This window comes from Paenarthrobacter sp. C1 (assembly GCF_049315185.1).
In the GTDB taxonomy this organism is placed as follows: domain Bacteria; phylum Actinomycetota; class Actinomycetes; order Actinomycetales; family Micrococcaceae; genus Arthrobacter; species Arthrobacter nicotinovorans.
Genome location: NZ_CP186052.1, coordinates 3,439,450 through 3,459,386, shown reverse-complemented (window position 1 = coordinate 3,459,386; position 19,937 = coordinate 3,439,450). Strand labels below are relative to the sequence as shown.

At 62.4% G+C, this 19,937-nt stretch carries 17 protein-coding genes; 16 read left to right on the top strand and 1 reads right to left on the bottom strand.

Translation table 11 applies throughout. The features are described 5' to 3' along the window. Positions 1-50 precede the first annotated feature (50 nt). From ACNAOU_RS16175 to ACNAOU_RS16145, 7 genes are all read left to right on the top strand, one after another. Positions 51-3,950, top strand: a complete 3,900-nt coding sequence (locus ACNAOU_RS16175; RefSeq protein WP_018776691.1) for a DNA-directed RNA polymerase subunit beta' — start codon at positions 51-53, stop codon at positions 3,948-3,950. A 413-nt stretch (positions 3,951-4,363) separates the two neighbouring features. Then, positions 4,364-4,738 carry a 30S ribosomal protein S12 gene (gene rpsL / locus ACNAOU_RS16170; RefSeq protein ID WP_009358312.1) on the top strand — a complete coding sequence of 125 codons (375 nt, stop codon included), beginning with the start codon at positions 4,364-4,366 and terminating at the stop codon, positions 4,736-4,738. A 1-nt stretch (position 4,739) separates the two neighbouring features. Next, complete coding sequence (gene rpsG, locus ACNAOU_RS16165; RefSeq protein ID WP_003803829.1) at positions 4,740-5,210, top strand: 30S ribosomal protein S7; 471 nt, start codon at positions 4,740-4,742, stop codon at positions 5,208-5,210. A gap of 69 nt (positions 5,211-5,279) precedes the next feature. Further along, entirely contained in the window at positions 5,280-7,394 is a 2,115-nt protein-coding gene (gene fusA, locus ACNAOU_RS16160) for an elongation factor G (RefSeq protein WP_018776690.1), read from the top strand. Between the two features lie 231 nt (positions 7,395-7,625). Then, the gene (tuf, locus tag ACNAOU_RS16155; protein WP_018776689.1) at positions 7,626-8,816 is read left to right on the top strand and encodes an elongation factor Tu; all 1,191 of its coding nucleotides are present in this window, start codon (positions 7,626-7,628) and stop codon (positions 8,814-8,816) included. Between the two features lie 156 nt (positions 8,817-8,972). Then, positions 8,973-13,169 carry a hypothetical protein gene (locus tag ACNAOU_RS16150; RefSeq protein WP_422757225.1) on the top strand — a complete coding sequence of 1,399 codons (4,197 nt, stop codon included), beginning with the start codon at positions 8,973-8,975 and terminating at the stop codon, positions 13,167-13,169. Positions 13,170-13,197: 28 nt separating this feature from the next. Continuing rightward, positions 13,198-13,323: a hypothetical protein gene (locus ACNAOU_RS16145; protein WP_255520211.1), complete on the top strand. Its 126-nt coding sequence runs from the start codon at positions 13,198-13,200 to the stop codon at positions 13,321-13,323. 87 nt (positions 13,324-13,410) lie between these two features. Here the strand turns inward: ACNAOU_RS16145 and ACNAOU_RS16140 are convergent, their stop codons facing one another. After that, complete coding sequence (locus ACNAOU_RS16140; RefSeq protein ID WP_422757224.1) at positions 13,411-14,844, bottom strand: GH1 family beta-glucosidase; 1,434 nt, start codon at positions 14,842-14,844, stop codon at positions 13,411-13,413. A gap of 383 nt (positions 14,845-15,227) precedes the next feature. Between ACNAOU_RS16140 and rpsJ the strand changes: the two genes are divergently transcribed. The 9 genes from rpsJ to rplP are packed head-to-tail and all read left to right on the top strand — an operon-like array spanning position 15,228 to position 19,935. Next, positions 15,228-15,536, top strand: coding sequence for a 30S ribosomal protein S10 (gene rpsJ, locus ACNAOU_RS16135; protein ID WP_003803825.1), 309 nt, complete (start codon positions 15,228-15,230; stop codon positions 15,534-15,536). Positions 15,537-15,553: 17 nt separating this feature from the next. Further along, positions 15,554-16,204 (top strand): 50S ribosomal protein L3, encoded by a 651-nt coding sequence (rplC, locus tag ACNAOU_RS16130; protein ID WP_422757223.1) that lies wholly within the window; start codon positions 15,554-15,556, stop codon positions 16,202-16,204. 4 nt (positions 16,205-16,208) lie between these two features. Then, the gene (gene rplD / locus ACNAOU_RS16125) at positions 16,209-16,826 is read left to right on the top strand and encodes a 50S ribosomal protein L4 (RefSeq protein ID WP_018776684.1); all 618 of its coding nucleotides are present in this window, start codon (positions 16,209-16,211) and stop codon (positions 16,824-16,826) included. Then, complete coding sequence (gene rplW / locus ACNAOU_RS16120; protein ID WP_011775593.1) at positions 16,823-17,128, top strand: 50S ribosomal protein L23; 306 nt, start codon at positions 16,823-16,825, stop codon at positions 17,126-17,128. The genes rplD and rplW overlap by 4 nt, the downstream gene beginning before the upstream one ends. A gap of 29 nt (positions 17,129-17,157) precedes the next feature. After that, on the top strand, positions 17,158-17,997 hold the full coding sequence (rplB, locus tag ACNAOU_RS16115) for a 50S ribosomal protein L2 (protein ID WP_011775592.1): 840 nt from the start codon (positions 17,158-17,160) through the stop codon (positions 17,995-17,997). A 12-nt stretch (positions 17,998-18,009) separates the two neighbouring features. Further along, complete coding sequence (rpsS, locus tag ACNAOU_RS16110; RefSeq protein WP_011775591.1) at positions 18,010-18,291, top strand: 30S ribosomal protein S19; 282 nt, start codon at positions 18,010-18,012, stop codon at positions 18,289-18,291. 39 nt (positions 18,292-18,330) lie between these two features. Next, entirely contained in the window at positions 18,331-18,696 is a 366-nt protein-coding gene (rplV, locus tag ACNAOU_RS16105; RefSeq protein WP_018776683.1) for a 50S ribosomal protein L22, read from the top strand. Further along, positions 18,697-19,518, top strand: coding sequence for a 30S ribosomal protein S3 (gene rpsC / locus ACNAOU_RS16100; protein WP_011775589.1), 822 nt, complete (start codon positions 18,697-18,699; stop codon positions 19,516-19,518). Beyond that, positions 19,519-19,935, top strand: coding sequence for a 50S ribosomal protein L16 (rplP, locus tag ACNAOU_RS16095; protein ID WP_003803795.1), 417 nt, complete (start codon positions 19,519-19,521; stop codon positions 19,933-19,935). Positions 19,936-19,937 lie beyond the last annotated feature (2 nt).

Sequence of the window (19,937 nt, the reverse complement as noted above, 5' to 3'; positions counted from 1 at the left end):
CCCGTAACCAAGACTTCAGAATTTAGAGAACAAGAGAGAACAGGGACCATATGTCCAGCGAATCCTCCTTCGGCCTCATGCAGATCGGCCTCGCCACCGCGGAAGACATCCGTGGCTGGTCTTACGGTGAGGTCAAGAAGCCGGAAACCATCAACTACCGCACGCTCAAGCCTGAGAAGGACGGCCTCTTCTGCGAGAAGATCTTCGGCCCGTCCCGCGACTGGGAATGCTACTGCGGCAAGTACAAGCGCGTGCGCTTCAAGGGCATCATTTGCGAGCGTTGTGGCGTTGAAGTCACCCGCGCCAAGGTGCGTCGTGAGCGCATGGGCCACATCGAACTGGCCGCGCCTGTAACACACATCTGGTACTTCAAGGGCGTTCCCTCGCGCTTGGGCTACCTCTTGGACCTGGCACCGAAGGACCTTGAGAAGGTCATCTACTTCGCTGCCTACATGATCACCAGCGTTGACACCGAAAGCCGTCACGCCGAACTGCCGAACCTCCAGGTTGAGCACGACCTCGAGAAGAAGCAGATGATCGACAACCGCGACAGCGACATCGCCACGATCGCCCGCGACCTTGAAGACGAGCTTGCCCGTCTCGAAGGCGAAGGCGCCAAGGCTGCCGACAAGAAGAAGGCCCGCGACTCTGCCGACCGCCAGATGGCGAACGTCCGTAAGCGTGCCGACGCCGACATCGAGCGCCTTGAGCAGGTCTGGGACCGCTTCAAGAACCTCAAGGTCGCCGACCTTGAAGGCGACGAGGGCCTGTACCGCGAACTGCGCGACCGTTACGGTCTGTACTTCGAGGGCTCCATGGGCGCCGAGGCAATCAAGAAGCGCCTCGAAACCTTTGACATGCAGGCTGAGGCCGAGTCCCTGCGCGACACCATCCAGAACGGCAAGGGCCAGCGCAAGACGCGTGCCCTGAAGCGCCTGAAGGTTGTCAACGCATTCCTGACCACCAACAACAGCCCCCTGGGCATGGTTCTGGACGCCGTCCCGGTGATCCCGCCGGAACTGCGCCCGATGGTCCAGCTGGATGGTGGCCGCTTCGCGACCTCCGACCTCAACGACCTCTACCGTCGTGTGATCAACCGCAACAACCGCCTCAAGCGACTGCTTGACCTGGGTGCTCCGGAGATCATCGTCAACAACGAGAAGCGCATGCTTCAGGAAGCTGTTGACAGCCTCTTCGACAACGGCCGTCGTGGCCGCCCCGTCACGGGTCCGGGCAACCGTCCCCTGAAGTCCCTGAGCGACATGCTCAAGGGCAAGCAGGGCCGCTTCCGCCAGAACCTGCTCGGCAAGCGCGTCGACTACTCCGGCCGTTCGGTCATCGTTGTCGGTCCGCAGCTGAAGCTGCACCAGTGTGGTCTGCCCAAGCAGATGGCCCTGGAGCTCTTCAAGCCGTTCGTGATGAAGCGCCTGGTTGACCTCAACCACGCCCAGAACATCAAGTCGGCGAAGCGCATGGTTGAGCGTTACCGTCCGCAGGTCTGGGACGTGCTGGAAGAGATCATCACCGAACACCCGGTGCTGCTCAACCGTGCACCTACCCTGCACCGCCTCGGCATCCAGGCCTTCGAACCGCAGCTTGTGGAAGGCAAGGCAATCCAGCTTCACCCGCTGGTTTGTGGCGCCTTCAACGCTGACTTCGACGGCGACCAGATGGCAGTCCACCTGCCGCTGAGCCCGGAAGCCCAGGCCGAAGCACGCATCCTGATGCTGTCCTCGAACAACATCCTGAAGCCGTCCGATGGCCGCCCGGTGACCCTGCCTTCGCAGGATATGATCATCGGTCTCTACCACCTGACCACCAAGCGTGTCGGTTCTGCCGGCGAAGGCCGTATCTTCTCCTCGGTTTCGGAAGCAATCATGGCGTACGACGCCCGTGAGCTGCACCTGAACTCCCAGGTCAAGATCCGCCTGGACGACTTCGTGCCGTACGCAGGTTGGGAAGCTCCGGAAGGTTGGGAGCCCGGTCAGCCGGCTCTCGTTGAAACCTCCCTCGGCCAGGTCATCTTCAACCAGACGCTGCCTGAGGATTACCCCTGGGTTGAGGCTGTTGCCGACAAGGGCGAACTGTCCCGGATCGTCAACGACCTTGCAGAGCGCTACCCGAAGGTTGTTACGGCGGCAACGCTGGATAACCTGAAGGATGCCGGTTTCTACTGGGCCACCCGTTCGGGTGTCACTGTGGCAATCTCCGACATCGAGGTGCCGACTTCCAAGCCCGCCATCCTGGCTGGTTACGAGAACATGGCTGCCAAGATCCAGGGCCAGTACGACAAGGGCCTGATCGACGACGACGAGCGTCGCCAGGAACTGATCGAGATCTGGAACAAGGCAACCAACGAGATCGCCCAGGCGATGCGCGACAGCCTGTCCCCGATGAACACCATCAACCGCATGGTGTCCTCCGGTGCACGTGGTAACTGGATGCAGGTCCGCCAGATCGCGGGTATCCGTGGTCTTGTGGCCAACCCGAAGGGTGAGATCATTCCTCGCCCGATCAAGTCCTCCTACCGCGAGGGCCTGTCGGTTCTGGAATACTTCATCGCCACGCACGGTGCCCGTAAGGGTCTGGCCGATACCGCTCTGCGTACCGCCAACTCGGGTTACCTGACCCGTCGTCTGGTGGACGTTTCGCAGGACGTCATCGTCCGTGAAGAGGACTGTGGCACTGAGCGCGGTCTGGTCACCCCGATCGCCGTGCCGGATTCCAACGGTGAGCTCGTCCTGGACGAGAACGTCGAGAACAGCGCCTACGCACGTACGCTGGCTGTCGACGTCGTCGATGCCCAGGGCAACGTCCTGGCTGCCGGCGGCACCGACTGCGGCGACGTCGTCATCGACCAGCTGCTGGCTGCAGGCATCACCGAGGTCAAGGTCCGCTCCGTACTCACCTGTGAGTCCAAGGTCGGCACCTGCGCGCTCTGCTACGGCCGTTCGCTGGCCACCGGCAAGACCGTTGACATCGGCGAGGCTGTTGGCATCATCGCCGCGCAGTCCATCGGTGAACCCGGTACCCAGCTGACCATGCGTACGTTCCACACCGGTGGTGCTGTTTCCGCCGGTGGTGGCGACGACATCACCCAGGGTCTGCCCCGTATCCAGGAGCTCTTCGAAGCCCGTACTCCGAAGGGTGTCGCACCGATTGCTGAAGCAGCCGGCCGCATCACCATCGAAGAGTCCGAGCGCCAGATGCGCCTGGTCATCACTCCGGACGATGGTTCCGAAGAGATCGCCTACCCGGTGCTGCGCCGTTCCCGCCTCCTCATCGAGGATGGCGAGCACGTCAGCGTCGGCCAGAAACTGATCAACGGTCCGGTGGACCCGAAGCAGGTTCTGCGCATCATGGGCCCGCGTGCCGCACAGAAGTTCCTCGTGGACGAAGTGCAGGGCGTTTACCGCAGCCAGGGTATTGGTATCCACGACAAGCACGTCGAGGTTATCGTCCGCCAGATGCTGCGCCGCGTGACCGTCATCGAGTCCGGCGACTCCGACTTGCTCCCCGGTGAGCTTGCAGAGCGCGCCCGCTTCGAAGACGAGAACCGCCGCGTCGTGTCCGAGGGCAAGTCCCCGGCTTCGGGTCGTCCGGAACTCATGGGTATCACCAAGGCTTCCTTGGCTACCGAGTCCTGGCTGTCGGCAGCTTCCTTCCAGGAGACCACCCGCGTCCTGACGCAGGCGGCCATGGAAGGCAAGAGCGATCCTCTGCTCGGCCTGAAGGAAAACGTCATCATCGGTAAGCTCATCCCGGCTGGTACGGGTCTGCCCCGCTACACAGAGGTCACTGTGGAGCCGACGGAAGAAGCAAAGGCAAGCCTGTTCACGGGCCCCAGCGCTTTCACCGACTTCTCCTATGACGCCCTGGGTGGCGACGGCGCTCCCGAGTTCCACGCCATCCCGCTGGATGACTACGATCTCGGCAACGACTTCCGCTAGAAGCGGCAGTCGGCGTTATGACGGTCAGGCCCCGCACTTTCGAGTGCGGGGCCTGGCCCGTTAACGTCGCTTTTCCCCGGGTACCCGGGGGAGCGGGGCGACGACGGCGGCAGTCACCTGCCGCCGTCGTCCTCCATACACCCGATTAAGGCTCCAGATCAAGCCGTGCTAGACTTTCTGTAATTGTTCTGTGTGGCAGTGGATGAAGGCCGCCGCAGCATCATTTTGGTTTTGTTCTCATGGTGCTGGGTGGAGCCTGTTTCCGGGTTGCGGGCAACATGCGCAACGAATGCCGCACTTTTGCACGCCTACCGGAGTTTCGGCCGGCTGCACGAGCAACGCCAAAGTTCCCACGTTTACACCGGCTGGCGCCTGTGTGTGGGGGCAGAGATCAAACAACGGAGAACACGAAAGTGCCTACGATTAACCAGCTGGTCCGCAAGGGCCGCACGCCGAAGGTCTCCAAGACCAAGGCTCCCGCGCTGAAGGGCAGCCCGATGCGCCGCGGTGTTTGCACCCGCGTTTACACCACCACCCCCAAGAAGCCGAACTCGGCTCTCCGTAAGGTGGCACGTGTGCGCCTCAACGGTGGCGTGGAAGTTACCGCTTACATCCCCGGTGTTGGCCACAACCTCCAGGAGCACTCCATCGTGCTCGTCCGTGGTGGTCGTGTGAAGGACCTTCCGGGTGTCCGCTACAAGATCGTCCGCGGCGCACTCGACACCCAGGGTGTCAAGAACCGCAAGCAGGCCCGCAGCCGTTACGGCGCAAAGATGGAGAAGAAGTAATATGCCTCGCAAGGGTCCGGCCCCGAAGCGGCCGCTAGTTTCCGATCCCGTTTACGGCTCCCCGTTGGTCACTCAGCTGATCAACAAGGTTCTGGTTGACGGCAAGAAGTCCACCGCAGAGCGCATCGTTTACGGCGCACTCGAAGGTGCACGTGCCAAGTCCGGCGGCGACCCCGTTGCCGCTCTCAAGAAGGCCATGGACAACGTCAAGCCTTCCCTCGAGGTGCGTTCACGCCGCGTTGGTGGCGCCACCTACCAGGTTCCGGTTGAGGTCAAGCCGGGCCGCTCCACCGCCCTCGCTCTGCGTTGGCTCGTGGGCTACTCCAAGGCCCGCCGGGAGAAGACCATGACCGAGCGCCTCCAGAACGAAATCCTGGATGCCTCCAACGGTCTCGGTGCCGCTGTCAAGCGTCGCGAAGACACCCACAAGATGGCCGAGTCGAACAAGGCCTTCGCACACTACCGCTGGTAAAACTTCCCGAACGCCGCCGGCTCCACCGAGCCGGCGGCGGACGTGTAGTCCATCCGAAAGGGAGACCCCGTGGCACAGGACGTGCTTACCGACCTTAACAAGGTCCGCAATATCGGCATCATGGCCCACATCGATGCCGGCAAGACCACCACTACCGAGCGCATCCTGTTCTACACGGGTGTGAACCACAAGATCGGCGAGACGCACGACGGCGCCTCGACGACTGACTGGATGGAACAGGAAAAGGAACGCGGCATCACCATCACGTCTGCCGCCGTGACTTGCTTCTGGAACCAGAACCAGATCAACATCATCGATACCCCGGGCCACGTGGACTTCACGGTCGAGGTTGAGCGCTCCCTGCGTGTCCTCGACGGCGCAGTCGCAGTGTTCGACGGCAAGGAAGGCGTGGAGCCGCAGTCCGAGACTGTTTGGCGCCAGGCTGACAAGTACAACGTTCCGCGTATCTGCTTCGTCAACAAGATGGACAAGCTGGGTGCCGACTTCTACTTCACCGTAGACACCATCATTTCCCGCCTTGGTGCCAAGCCGCTGGTCATGCAGCTGCCGATCGGTGCCGAGAACGACTTCATCGGTGTGGTTGACCTCCTCGAAATGCGCGCCCTGGTTTGGCCTGGCGACGCAAAGGGTGACGTCACCATGGGCGCTTCCTACGAAGTGCAGGAAATCCCGGCGGACCTCCAGGCCAAGGCCGAAGAGTACCGCGCACAGCTCGTTGAGACTGTGGCCGAGGCTTCCGAAGAACTCATGGAGAAGTACCTCGAAGGTGAAGAACTCACCCTTGAGGAACTCAAGGCCGGCATCCGCAAGATGACCATCAACTCCGAGCTCTACCCCGTGTTCTGTGGCTCTGCCTTCAAGAACCGCGGTGTACAGCCGATGCTTGACGCTGTTGTCGACTACCTGCCGAACCCGCTCGACGTCCCGCCGATGATCGGTCACGATCCCCGCGACGAAGAGAAGGAACTGACCCGTAAGCCGTCTGCAGACGAGCCGTTCTCGGCCCTCGCCTTCAAGATTGCTGCGCACCCGTTCTTCGGACAGCTGACCTTCGTCCGCGTGTACTCCGGTCACGTTGAGGCCGGCGCCCAGGTGGTTAACTCCACCAAGGGCAAGAAGGAACGTATCGGCAAGCTGTTCCAGATGCACGCCAACAAGGAAATGCCTGTTGAAGGCGCTACCGCGGGCCACATCTACGCAGCCATCGGTCTGAAGGACACCACCACGGGTGACACCCTGTGTGATGCCAACAACCAGATCGTCCTCGAGTCCATGAGCTTCCCGGAGCCCGTGATCTCGGTTGCCATCGAGCCCAACACCAAGGGTGACCAGGAGAAGCTCTCCACGGCCATCCAGAAGCTCTCCGCCGAGGACCCGACCTTCCAGGTCTCCCTCAACGAAGACACGGGCCAGACCATCATCGCCGGCATGGGCGAGCTCCACCTGGACATCCTGGTGGACCGCATGCGCCGCGAATTCAAGGTCGAGGCAAACGTCGGCAAGCCGCAGGTTGCTTACCGTGAAACCATCAAGCGCGCAGTCGAGCGTCATGACTACACGCACAAGAAGCAGACCGGTGGTTCGGGTCAGTTCGCAAAGATCCAGATTGCGATCGAACCGATGGACACCTCTTCGGGCGAACTGTACGAGTTCGAGAACAAGGTCACTGGTGGCCGCGTTCCGCGCGAATACATCCCGTCTGTCGACGCCGGTATCCAGGATGCACTGAACGACGGCGTCCTGGCCGGTTACCCGGTTGTCGGCATCAAGGCCACGCTGATCGACGGCGCGTCCCACGATGTTGACTCCTCGGAAATGGCGTTCAAGATCGCCGGACGTATGGCTTTCAAGGAAGCTGCACGCAAGGCGAACCCTGTTCTGCTTGAACCGCTGATGGATGTTGAGGTCCGCACACCTGAGGAATACATGGGTGATGTTATTGGTGACCTGAACGCCCGCCGTGGCCAGATGCAGTCCATGGAGGACGCAGCAGGTGTGAAGGTTATCCGTGCACACGTTCCGCTGTCCGGCATGTTCGGCTACATCGGTGACCTGCGGTCCAAGACACAGGGTCGCGCCGTGTACTCCATGACGTTCAACAGCTACGCGGAGGTCCCGAAGGCAGTAGCCGACGAGATCATCCAGAAAACCCGCGGCGAGTAATCTCCCGGTAACGGATGCAATTCCGGTATCGGGAAGGCATCTAAGCGCTTGAGGCGGGGCTGTGGCGAGAGCCGCAGCCCGGCCCCTGCGCAAACAGGCTCTAGGAACTATCATTGGTTCCTGAATCTGCAATTTCACCAAAACCAAGCCCCCAAGTAGACTTGCTAAAGTTTCTGCCGCGAAAAGCGCGGCCGAGGAGCACTTCACTTGAAATCGTTCTAGGAGGAACCTGTGGCAAAGGCAAAGTTCGAGCGGACTAAGCCGCACGTCAACATCGGCACCATTGGTCACGTTGACCACGGTAAGACGACGCTGACTGCCGCCATTTCCAAGGTGCTGTACGACCAGTACCCGGATCTCAACGAGCAGCGCGACTTCGCGTCGATCGACTCCGCTCCGGAAGAGCGCCAGCGCGGTATTACCATCAACATCTCCCACGTGGAGTACCAGACCGAGAAGCGCCACTACGCACACGTAGACGCCCCCGGTCACGCTGACTACATCAAGAACATGATCACCGGTGCTGCCCAGATGGACGGCGCAATCCTCGTGGTTGCTGCAACCGATGGTCCGATGGCTCAGACCCGTGAGCACGTTCTGCTCGCCCGCCAGGTTGGTGTTCCCTACCTGCTGGTCGCACTGAACAAGTCCGACATGGTTGATGACGAAGAACTCCTCGACCTCGTCGAAATGGAAGTTCGTGAGCTCCTGAGCTCGCAGGGCTTCGATGGCGATGAGGCTCCGGTTGTTCGCGTTTCCGGTCTCAAGGCTCTGGAAGGCGACCCGGTTTGGGTCAAGTCCGTCCAGGACCTGATGGCAGCTGTCGACGAGTCCGTTCCGGACCCCGTACGTGACCGCGACAAGCCGTTCCTGATGCCGATCGAAGACGTCTTCACGATCACCGGTCGTGGAACCGTTGTTACGGGCCGCGCCGAGCGTGGAACCCTCGCCATCAACTCCGAGGTCGAGATCGTTGGCATCCGCCCGATCCAGAAGACCACGGTTACCGGTATCGAGATGTTCCACAAGCAGCTCGACGAAGCATGGGCCGGCGAGAACTGTGGCCTCCTGCTCCGCGGTCTCAAGCGCGACGATGTCGAGCGTGGCCAGGTTGTCGTCAAGCCGGGTTCCATCACCCCGCACACCGACTTCGAGGCAAACGTCTACATCCTTTCCAAGGACGAAGGCGGACGTCACAACCCGTTCTACTCCAACTACCGCCCGCAGTTCTACTTCCGTACCACGGACGTAACCGGCGTTATCACCCTGCCGGAAGGCACGGAAATGGTTATGCCTGGCGACAACACTGAGATGACCGTTGCGCTCATCCAGCCGATCGCTATGGAAGAGGGCCTCGGCTTCGCTATCCGCGAAGGCGGCCGCACCGTTGGTTCGGGACGTGTCACCAAGATCATCAAGTAGTCACTGCTTGTAGATCGGTGATCTCCCGGCCCAGCCGGTAGTTTGCTCGGAAGAACCCCACCGCTTCTGTGGTGGGGTTCTTCTTTGCTATTATTTATCTATCGAATGGATAAAACACTGGTTGACGCCCTATGCCGGTGATACCGAGGAGTCGCAATGAACGCCCTGCTGATCGTGATGCTTCTTGCCATAGCCGGAGTGGTCGGCAATGCATTGGGCCGGAGCCAAGGGCGCCGGGCGGCGCTTCGCGATGGCGCCCGCCCCGGGATGCCGAGCGCCCAGTACCAGGCGGGCTACCTGGCCGGACATATGGCAGGTTGGCGTGACGCCGAGGCCAAGCGCCAAGGGAGCAGTGCACAGCCACCGGCACAGCCTGCGCCTGCCGCCGTCCTGCCCACGAGCCAGGGGACTGTTGCACCCCAGCGCGTCCCTGTGCCGTTCCCACCCGGGCGCCCTTCATATGCAGGGCCAGCGCCCGTACATCAGCGGCCGGCCCAGCCGGCAGGAGCCCCGGTGCAGGGGCCGCCACCGGTGCAGGGTCCGCCCCCGGTGCAGGGACCACCGCCGGTGCGGGAGTCGCCTGCAGAGGTGGCGGCGAGGAAAGCCCGCCGCGACCAACAGAACATCAACATCACCCTCTATGTCGCCAGCCTCCTGTTGGTGGCCGCGGGGGCCCTGTTTGTAGGAACCAGCCTTCCGGAACTGTTCCGTTTCGCGGGGATCTGGTTCATCACGGCGTTGTTCTACGTCTCGGGATTGGTTATCCATGCGAAGATCCCGCGACTGCGGCCGGCGGCCACGGCCTTCGTAGGGACCGGACTCGCCCTCATTCCCGTTACCGGCCTTGCCATGTACAACTTCGTTCTGCACAACGGCCCCGCTGCCTGGCTGGCCACCTCCTTGCTGGGGACCGCGGTCTATGCGTATACGGCCGTCAAGCTGGACAACAAGATCCTGGCCTACTTGTCGATCAGTTTCGTTGTCTCCACCGCATGGTCGGGAGTCTCCATCCTTGGCGGTGCGCTGGTGTGGTATTTTACTGCGCTCATCGGTGTTGCCATCGTCCTGACATTGGGTGCGTTGCTTCGTCCACGTTGGATTCCTCCGCTTTACGTGCGCCCCCTGATGGTGCTGCACCCCTATGTTGTTCCGCTGGTGGCCTTGGCAGTAACCTGCACGCCGCACCTTTTGTCCCACGGTGAGTATGCCCTGGTGATGCTGATGTGTGGTTGCTACTTCACAGTGATGGTCCTGGTGCCCCGCGCCCGGTACAGGCTTCAACACTTCTATGCGGCCAGGGCGGCGCTGACCCTGTCCCTCCTGGGTCTGGTGTGGGATGCCACAGCCGACGTCAGCGCAGTGCTGCTGGCGGCGGTGCTCTGCCTCGGCGTCCAGTCACTGGGGGTTGCGTTCGGTGGCGCCATGCTGGCCCCCCGCCTGCGATGGAATGACGCGGTGTCGTGCTGGGGCCTGCAACTGGCGGCCGCTGCCGTACTGACGGCGGCTCTGGGCTTCGGCAACTTCGATCTCCCCGTCCAGATGCCCCTGTACGTGAGCATGCTGACCTCCATGGTGTTGGGTTGGAGGCTTACCAGGGGACCGGTGCCCGCCGCCGCTGTCCTTTTTGCGCCAGCTGCCGTCGCGGGGACCGGCCTCGTCTTCGCAGTCCTGTTGGGGGCACTGCCGGTTGCCGTGCTCTTGGCAGCGGCTGGTTCCTACTGGCTTCTGACCGCTTTGCTTCGACCAGCAGCCAACCGTCAGCACTTGGTGCTGGCTGGCCGGATAGCACTGACCGCGGCCGTCCCCAGCACTGTGGCAGCCATCTTTGAGCACAGCCAGGAAAGGGCTGCCTACACCCTGCTGGCGCTTATTGCTGCGGCGGCCGTTCAGGAACTTGGCAGTGCAATAATGAGGCGGCGCGGTGTCCGGCTTGTGGCACCGCAGGCAACTGCAGCTGTGTTCGGGGGCGTCGCGATGGCCACGCTCCTGCTGCTGCCCTTCGTTGACCACGCCGCGGGGCGTCCGAGTGTTTCGGTGGCGGTTCTTTTGGTCCTGGCCGCGGGGCTGGCCTCCGGAATGCTGCTTTTGCCCTCGGGAGAGGGCGTCGGAACCGGCCGGGAGACGTGGACGCCAACCGTCGGGGAGGTGCTGGCCCCCGTCACTGCCATCGTTGCCGGTGCCGTAGCCGCCGCTGCTGTATCACTCACATTGGCCAACTTGGTGCTCCTGGTAACAACCGCATACTTCGGCGTTACCGCGCTGCGGGTCCGGTCGGCGAATCCTCGCCAGGGGTACTGGTGGCTTGCACGCGCGGCCGGAACCGTGCTGATGGCCTCTGCCTATGTGGACGCGCTGCGTGGTGGGTGGAACCTGCAGATCGCGGGGGAGACCCCTGGCGTTCCGCTTGTCGTAGCAGTTGCTGCAGCATTGCAGTTGGCTTTCCCCCTGACAGGCCGGTTCCAGCAAAGGTTCCCTCGGGCTTCCGTGGTGGACGCAGCGGTGACGGTCGCGGTCATGGCGGGAGCCACCACCGCATTGTCGTTTGCTGTGGCAGCGGGTAGGTGGTTGCCCAGGGACAGTTGGCAAGCAGGGGTGGCAGCCGTCGCCACCGCTTTCGCTGCGGCGGCGTGCACCGTGGCCCTGCGTGGTCGCGCTGGCGCCTGGATTTTTGCTCCGGCAGCGTTGGCACTGCTTTTGCCGCTTCGGCTCGGGCACGTCCGCGACGTCGAGATCCTCATGGGCATCTTTGCCGGCTGCAGCGCCGTCATGATGGGCCTGGCCCGGGATTCCCGCATACGTGGCGCCTATCTGCTGGGGCTTCGGATTCTCGGGGCGTCCCTCATCACCGTAGTGGTGGCGGACGCTACGGACTCGTCGGCTGCTGTGACCATCGTGCTGGCCCTGCTTCTGCTGCTCCAGCACCTTGTGACCTTGTATCTGCGTCACCGCCACGTTGATGTTGCCTTCCAACAGCCGACGACGTGGGCCGCCTTGGGTGCGCAACTGTTGCTTCCTTTGGCCTACTTGGCGTCCGGGAATTACGACGGCGGCGGCCGTTGGGTGGTCATGGCCTGCTTGGTCATCGTCCCGGCAGCGGTGGCTATCGCCTGGCGGTTCCTTGGGCTCCGTGGCGCCCAATACCTGGGTGCCGCTGCTGTCGGGGTCCTGGTACTGGTTTCGGGGCCGGCGCTTCGATTCCCTTCTTATACGTGGCTGGCCCAGCCGCTCTTGAATGGGTCGCAGGTGCCCGTGGCCTTGTTCGGACTGGCTGCTTGCCTGGTTGTCTTCCGGATTGCCTTCCCGCCGCGGATCCAAAAGCCTGGCTCGACGACCCTGATCGCGGCGGAGCGCTGGTTCTGGTTGGCGTCGTCGCTGGCCTTCGTTCTCGTCGGCGGTGTGCTGACCTTGCGCATTGACTACGCCCTGACCGGGTTGTCGGTGCTGACACTGGCCGGCGTCCTGTTCGCTGCCTCCCACGTGGAACGCCTGCCTCGTCTCTACGCTGCGGCCGCACCAGCGGCCCTGTTAGGCGCGGTACCCGCCGTCGAGGGCTTGCTCCGCAACCTGCCGTCGGACGTGTGGGCGCACTACGCCGTCTGGCTTCTGGGCGCCGGAGGTACGGCAGCCGGCTTGTACGCGGCGAAGGTCTTTGGCCCGCCTGCGATTCGCCGTCAGCTATGGCGCCAGAGATCCCTGGCCGGCACCGCGGTCGCCGGCCTGGCGACCGCGGCGGTGGCGGGTATGTTCCACGACGCGACTGCCTTGGTAGCGTTCGTGGTGGTGTTGGCTGCGGGCGCAGTGGTGGTGGCTGAAGTTCCCCGAGGGAAATGGCTGGCCGGAGAACTTGCCGGGGTGATAGCCGTGGCTGCCCTGCAGCGGGCCTTGCTGTTCGTTGGTGGTGCCAGCCCCGACTGGTTCTGGACTGCCCAGTGGTACGTCGTGGCAGCTGCTGTTTTGGCAGGACTGCGCTACATCAGGGGACAGCGCGGGGAAGGCCTGCTGCGCCTGTGCATCGGAGCCGGGATCCTGTCCCTGACATCCGCGGGCACCATCTTTGGTGGAAGCTCCGGGCAGCAACTTTATGTACTTGTGGCACACGTGGTGCTGCTCGCCGTGGGGCTTGTCGTAGCCGAGCGCCTGCTGGTGGCTTGGGGGGCCATCGGCGTGGTGCTGAGCATCATGTGGGCGCTTCGCACCTATGCCTTCGCAATGCTGGCCCTGGTAGCCGTGGGCCTCATTGTGCTTGCGGTGTGGCGCTTGAACCGTAAGCCGCCCGCTGGTCCCCAGGGCCCGGCCGCCGACAATGGTTCGGATGACACGGCGTCCTCGCGGGGCTATGGTGGCGTCCGATAGGGTTGGATTCTACGAAGAGGAGCACGGTGTGGAATTCCTGATTTTCCTGGCAGTGATAGCGGCCATCGGCGGTGGGGTGCTGTGGGGGCGCAAGAACTTCCGGCAAGAGATCGAGCGTGCCAAGCGCATCCGGCGCGCCAACAAGAACCAGTAGCTTCGGGCGGTGACGCCGGCTGCCTGTCCAGCGCCCGCGGTCAAACCCGGTCGCGATTTAACCCGATAGCGATTTAACCCGGCTGCGCTACTCGTTGCGGCTACGCGCGCGAGCCAGCGCCCTGAGCCAGTAGAACGATTCCTTCGGAGTCCGTTCCAGGGTTTCAAAGTCCACGTGGACCAGGCCGAACCTCTGCGAGTAGCCCGCTGCCCACTCGAAGTTGTCCAGGAGCGTCCACACGTAATAACCGCGCAGATCCACGCCTTCCGCAGCGCCGCCGGGACCCGTCGCGGTGACGGCGTGGCCCAGATGCTCAGCCAGATACGCGATGCGGTTGGTGTCCGGGACAGGTCCGTCGACATGGGCGGGCTCCGGGAAACTCGCGCCGCCCTCCGTGATGAAAATTGGTGGCAGGGCCTCCCCGTACCGCTGCTTCATCTCCTGGAGAACCGTGGCGAGTTGTTCCGGGGCCTCGGGCCAGCCGAAGCCGGTGGTCTCGTACTCTTGGTAGGCGGCAAGGTGGAAAGGGATATTGGCCATCTCTTCTGCCTGCCCGGTAGGGATCTCGGCAGGCCCCCGCCCGGAAGCCACCTTGATGGGGTAGTAGTAGTTCAAGCCGTAGAAATCCAAGGGCTGGTTTATTGTCTCGAGGTCACCGTCGAGCACGGGACCCAGTGAGCGGAACCAAGGCCACAGGGGAAGCGAAGGCTTGGGGTATTGGCCAAGAAGGACCGCGTCGGCGTAAATGCGGTTCAGTATCAGGTCCAGGGCCTCAGCCATCAGACGGTCCGAGAGTCGGTTGCTGGCCGGCCGCACGGGGGAGTGCATATTGGACAGGCCGATCTTGCCCTTAGCCCCCTCTGCCCTGAGTGCTTTGACTGCCAGGCCATGGCCCAGCAGCTGATGATGGGCTGCAGGCAGGCTGTCGAACAGGAGCTGGCGGCCCGGGGCGTGCGCACCCAATGCGTAACCCTGCAGGGTAACGGAAACGGGCTCGTTCACTGTGACCCAGTGGTCCACCCGGTCGCCGAACCGGCGTGCGGCCACAGCGGCATACTCGGCGAGCCTCTGGGCAGTGTCCCTGTTCATCCAGCCGCCCTCATGCTCAAGGGCCAACGGGGTGTCCCAGTGGTACAGGGTGACCATGGGTGAAATGCCGGCGGCCAGGAGCTTGTCCAACAAGCGGTCGTAGAAGTCCAGGCCGCGCTGGTTGACCGCGCCTCGACCGTCGGGTTGGATCCTCGGCCATGACAATGACAAACGGTAGGAATCGACGCCCAGCTCCTGCATCAGGGCTATGTCTTCATCCGCGCGGTTGTAATGGTCGCACGCCACGGTGGGGGAGCCGCCGTCGACGATTGCTCCTGGCTTTTCCGCGAAAGCGTCCCACCCGGACGGGCCGCGTCCATCAGCCGTGAGGGAACCCTCAATCTGGAAGGCGGCCGCCGCTACCCCCAACGTGAAACTAGGCCGCAGGCGTGCAGCGAGATCTTCCACTGAGCCTGAATCCTGGACGGACATGCCACCATCATCCCCAGTTGGCGGGGGCCGGGCAATGCCCAATGCGGGCCGATTGGCCTTTGCTCCGGATTTCCGCCATACTGGATGAGTTGTTCAAGCGCTTCTTCGTGTCCCGATCCGGATAATGCCGGGTGTCAGGGTCCAGGTTGAAGCCCAAACATAACCCTGAACCCCATGGAATGCGGTCGAGTCTGCGTGGAAATCGCGACACGCCCGACCGCGGGGGTCGGTGCGCCGGCAGGTTGAGGAACCCGGGAATATCCGGATTCAGCTTGTGCGGCGTGTGGTGGTAAAACCTCAAACGCCTCGGCGGCCACATCAACAGGTAAGTAAACAGAGCAGCCCTAACTAGAGCAGCACTAGCTGAAAGAGAGTCAGGCGACATGGCGGGACAAAAAATCCGCATCCGGCTGAAGTCATATGACCACGAGGTCATTGATGTTTCAGCGCGGAAGATCGTTGAGACGGTCACGCGCGCAGGCGCAACGGTAGTCGGCCCGGTGCCGCTGCCCACGGAGAAGAACGTTTACTGCGTTATTCGCTCTCCTCACAAGTACAAGGACAGCCGTGAGCACTTCGAAATGCGTACTCACAAGCGTCTGATCGACATCATCGACCCCACGCCGAAGGCCGTTGACTCGCTTATGCGTCTCGACCTGCCTGCAGACGTGAACATCGAAATCAAGCTCTAGGGAGGTGCTGAGAGACTATGACCGCAACCCGTAACGTAAAGGGCCTGCTGGGCACGAAGCTCGGCATGACCCAGGTCTGGGACGAGAACAACAAGCTCATCCCGGTAACTGTCGTCCAGGCTGACTCCAACGTCATCACGCAGCTGCGCAACGCAGATGTCGATGGCTATGTCGCCGTCCAGATCGGCTACGGCCAGATCGACCCCCGCAAGGTCACCAAGCCGCTGGCTGGTCACTTTGAAAAGGCTGGCGTTACCCCTCGCCGCCACGTCGTCGAACTGCGTACCGCAGACGCCGCATCCTACGACCTGGGCCAGGAGCTCTCTGTTGAGATCTTCGAAGCCGGCCAGAAGATCGACGTCGTCGGCACCTCCAAGGGTAAGGGCTTCGCCGGTGTTATGAAGCGTCACGGCTTCCACGGCGTTGGCGCTTCCCACGGTGCCCACAAGAACCACCGTAAGCCTGGCTCCATCGGTGGCGCATCCACCCCGAGCCGCGTCTTCAAGGGCCTGAAAATGGCCGGCCGCATGGGCGCCGAGCGTCACACCACGCTGAACCTCACGGTTCACGCTGTTGACGTTGAGAAGTCGCTGCTCCTTATCAAGGGTGCCGTCCCCGGTGCCCGCGGCCAGGTCGTACTCGTACGCACCGCCGTGAAGGGAGCCTAGTTCAATGACTAGCACTGTCAAGGTAGACCTGCCTGCAGAGATCTTCGACGTCCAGACCAACGTGCCGCTGCTGCACCAGGTCGTCGTCGCACAGCTCGCTGCTGCTCGCCAGGGTACTCACAAGACGAAGACCCGCGCCGAGGTTTCCGGTGCAGGTCGCAAGCCGTTCAAGCAGAAGGGCACCGGCCGCGCCCGTCAGGGTTCCATCCGTGCTCCTCACATGACCGGCGGTGGCGTTGTCCACGGTCCGACACCTCGTGACTACAGCCAGCGCACCCCCAAGAAGATGAAGGCTGCTGCACTCCGCGGCGCCCTGTCTGACCGCGCCCGCAACGGACGCATCCACGTCATCGCTGAACTGGTAGCCGGCACCAAGCCGTCCGCCAAGGACGCACTGGCTTCGCTGCGCTCTGTCACTGAGCGCAAGAACCTGCTCGTCGTTATCGAGCGCGCCAACGATGTTGCTGCACTTTCCGTGCGCAACCTCCAGGATGTTCACGTTCTGTACGCAGACCAGCTGAACACCTACGACGTGCTCATCTCCGACGACGTGGTCTTCACAAAGGCTGCTTTCGAGGCGTTCGTCGCTGACAAGGCAAAGAACGAGGAGGCCTCCAAGTGAGCGTAACCACCATCAAGGATCCGCGCGACGTCGTGCTTGCACCCGTCGTTTCGGAAAAGAGCTACGGTCTGATCGACGAAGGCAAGTACACCTTCCTGGTGGACCCTCGCTCGAACAAGACCGAGATCAAGCTGGCCGTAGAGAAGATCTTCTCGGTCAAAGTTGACTCAATCAACACCATCAACCGTGCCGGTAAGCGCAAGCGCACCAAATTCGGCTGGGGACAGCGCAAGAGCACCAAGCGTGCGATTGTCACCCTCAAAGAAGGCACAATCGACATCTTCGGCGGTCCGCTCGCGTAGCGGAGACCACTTTAACGAGGAAATAAATTATGGGAATCCGTAAATACAAGCCGACTACCCCGGGCCGTCGCGGCTCGAGCGTAGCCGACTTTGCTGAAATCACGCGATCGACTCCGGAAAAGTCGTTGCTGCGTCCGCTGCACAAGACCGGCGGCCGTAACAACTCCGGTAAGATCACCACCCGTCACAAGGGTGGTGGGCACAAGCGCCAGTACCGTCTGATCGACTTCCGTCGTCACGACAAGGACGGCATCAACGCCCGCGTTGCCGAAATCGAGTACGACCCGAACCGCACGGCTCGCATCGCACTCCTGCACTACGTTGATGGCACCAAGCGTTACATCATCGCCCCCAACAAGCTGTCCCAGGGTGACTTCGTCGAGGCTGGCCCCGACGCTGACATCAAGCCGGGCAACAACCTGCCGCTGCGCAACATCCCGGTTGGTACCGTAATCCACGCAGTTGAACTGCGTCCGGGTGGCGGCGCCAAGATGGCACGTTCCGCAGGTGCTTCGGTACAGCTCGTTGCCAAGGAAGGCCGTTTCGCCCAGCTGCGTCTGCCCTCCGGTGAAATCCGCAACGTTGACGTGCGCTGCCGCGCAACCGTCGGCGAGGTCGGCAACGCCGAGCAGTCGAACATCAACTGGGGCAAGGCCGGCCGCATGCGCTGGAAGGGCGTTCGCCCGACCGTCCGTGGTGTAGCCATGAACCCGGTTGACCACCCGCACGGTGGTGGTGAAGGTAAGACTTCCGGTGGACGTCACCCGGTTAACCCGAACGGCAAGCCTGAGGGCCGTACCCGCCGTCCGAACAAAGAGAGCGACAAGCTTATTGTTCGTCGCCGCCGTACTGGCAAGAACAAGCGATAGGAGCCTGGACACATGCCACGCAGCCTGAAAAAAGGTCCTTTCGTTGACCAGCACCTCTTTGTGAAGGTCGCACGGGAAAACGATAAGGGCACCAAGAACGTCATCAAGACCTGGTCCCGTCGTTCGATGATCATCCCCGACATGCTCGGGCACACGATCGCCGTACACGACGGACGCAAGCACATCCCGGTGTTTGTCACAGAGTCGATGGTCGGGCACAAGCTCGGCGAATTCGCTCCCACGCGGACATTCCGCGGCCATGTTAAGGACGACCGTAAGGGCAAGCGCCGCTAAGGCGCCTGACTTTACGTCTTAGACGAGAGAAGGAAAGCAATGGAAGCCAAGGCTATTGCGCGTCACATCCGCGTAACGCCTATGAAGGCCCGGCGCGTCGTCAACCTTGTTCGTGGTAAGCAAGCGAATGAGGCTCTGGCAATTCTGAAGTTTGCCCCCCAGGCAGCTTCGGAGCCGGTATTCAAGGTACTTCAGTCGGCAATGGCCAACGCACGTGTCCTCGCGGACCGTGACGGCGTTGCATTCGACGACAGCGACCTGTTCATCAGCGAAGCATTCGTTGATGAAGGCCCGACCATGAAGCGGTTCCAGCCGCGTGCCCAAGGCCGCGCCTACCGCATCAGGAAGCGGACCAGCCACATCACGTTGGTCGTGGCAACCCCCGAGAAAGAGGAGGCTCGCTAAGTGGGACAGAAAGTAAACCCGCACGGGTTCCGACTCGGCATCACCACCGACCACGTTTCGCACTGGTTCGCTGACAGCACCAAGCCCGGACAGCGCTACAAGGACTTCGTCCGCGAGGACATCAAGATCCGTCAGCTCATGTCCACCGGCATGGAGCGCGCCGGCATCGCCAAGGTCGAGATCGAGCGCACCCGTGACCGTGTCCGCGTGGATATCCACACGGCACGCCCGGGCATCGTCATCGGTCGCCGCGGCGCCGAAGCAGACCGCATCCGCGGCGAGCTCGAAAAGCTCACCGGCAAGCAGGTCCAGCTGAACATCCTCGAGGTCAAGAACCCCGAGATGGAAGCACAGCTTGTTGCCCAGGGCATCGCTGAGCAGCTGACTTCCCGCGTGGCTTTCCGCCGTGCGATGAAGAAGGCAATGCAGTCCGCACAGCGTGCGGGTGCCAAGGGCATCCGTGTTGCTTGCTCGGGTCGTCTGGGTGGCGCAGAAATGTCCCGCTCGGAGTTCTACCGCGAAGGCCGTGTGCCCCTGCACACCCTCCGCGCGAACATCGACTACGGCTTCTACGAAGCCAAGACCACCTTCGGCCGCATCGGTGTGAAGGTTTGGATCTACAAGGGTGACGTAACCGCCAAGGAACTGGCTCAGCAGGCAGCTGCTGCTCCGTCCCGTGGCCGTGCAGGAGACCGTCCGGGCCGCCCGGGTGGCGACCGCCGTCGTCGTAACGACCGTCCGGCAGCTGAGGCAGCACCTGCTGCCGTTGAAGCACCGGCCGCTGAAGCTGCTGCCCCCGCAGCAGAAGGAGGACAGGCTTAAATGCTTATCCCACGTCGAGTCAAGCACCGTAAGCAGCACCACCCGGGTCGTTCCGGCGCTGCTACGGGCGGCACCAAGGTCAGCTTCGGTGAGTACGGTATCCAGGCCCTGAGCCCGGCATACGTAACCAACCGTCAGATCGAGTCCGCTCGTATCGCGATGACCCGCCACATCAAGCGTGGCGGCAAGGTCTGGATCAACATCTACCCGGACCGTCCGCTGACGAAGAAGCCTGCTGAAACCCGTATGGGTTCCGGTAAGGGTTCTCCGGAATGGTGGGTCGCAAACGTCAAGCCGGGCCGGGTTCTCTTCGAACTCTCCGGTGTCAATGAAGAGGTAGCTCGCGAGGCCCTGCGCCTGGCAATCCACAAGCTGCCGTTGAAGGCACGCATTGTGCGTCGCGAAGGTGGTGAATAGAA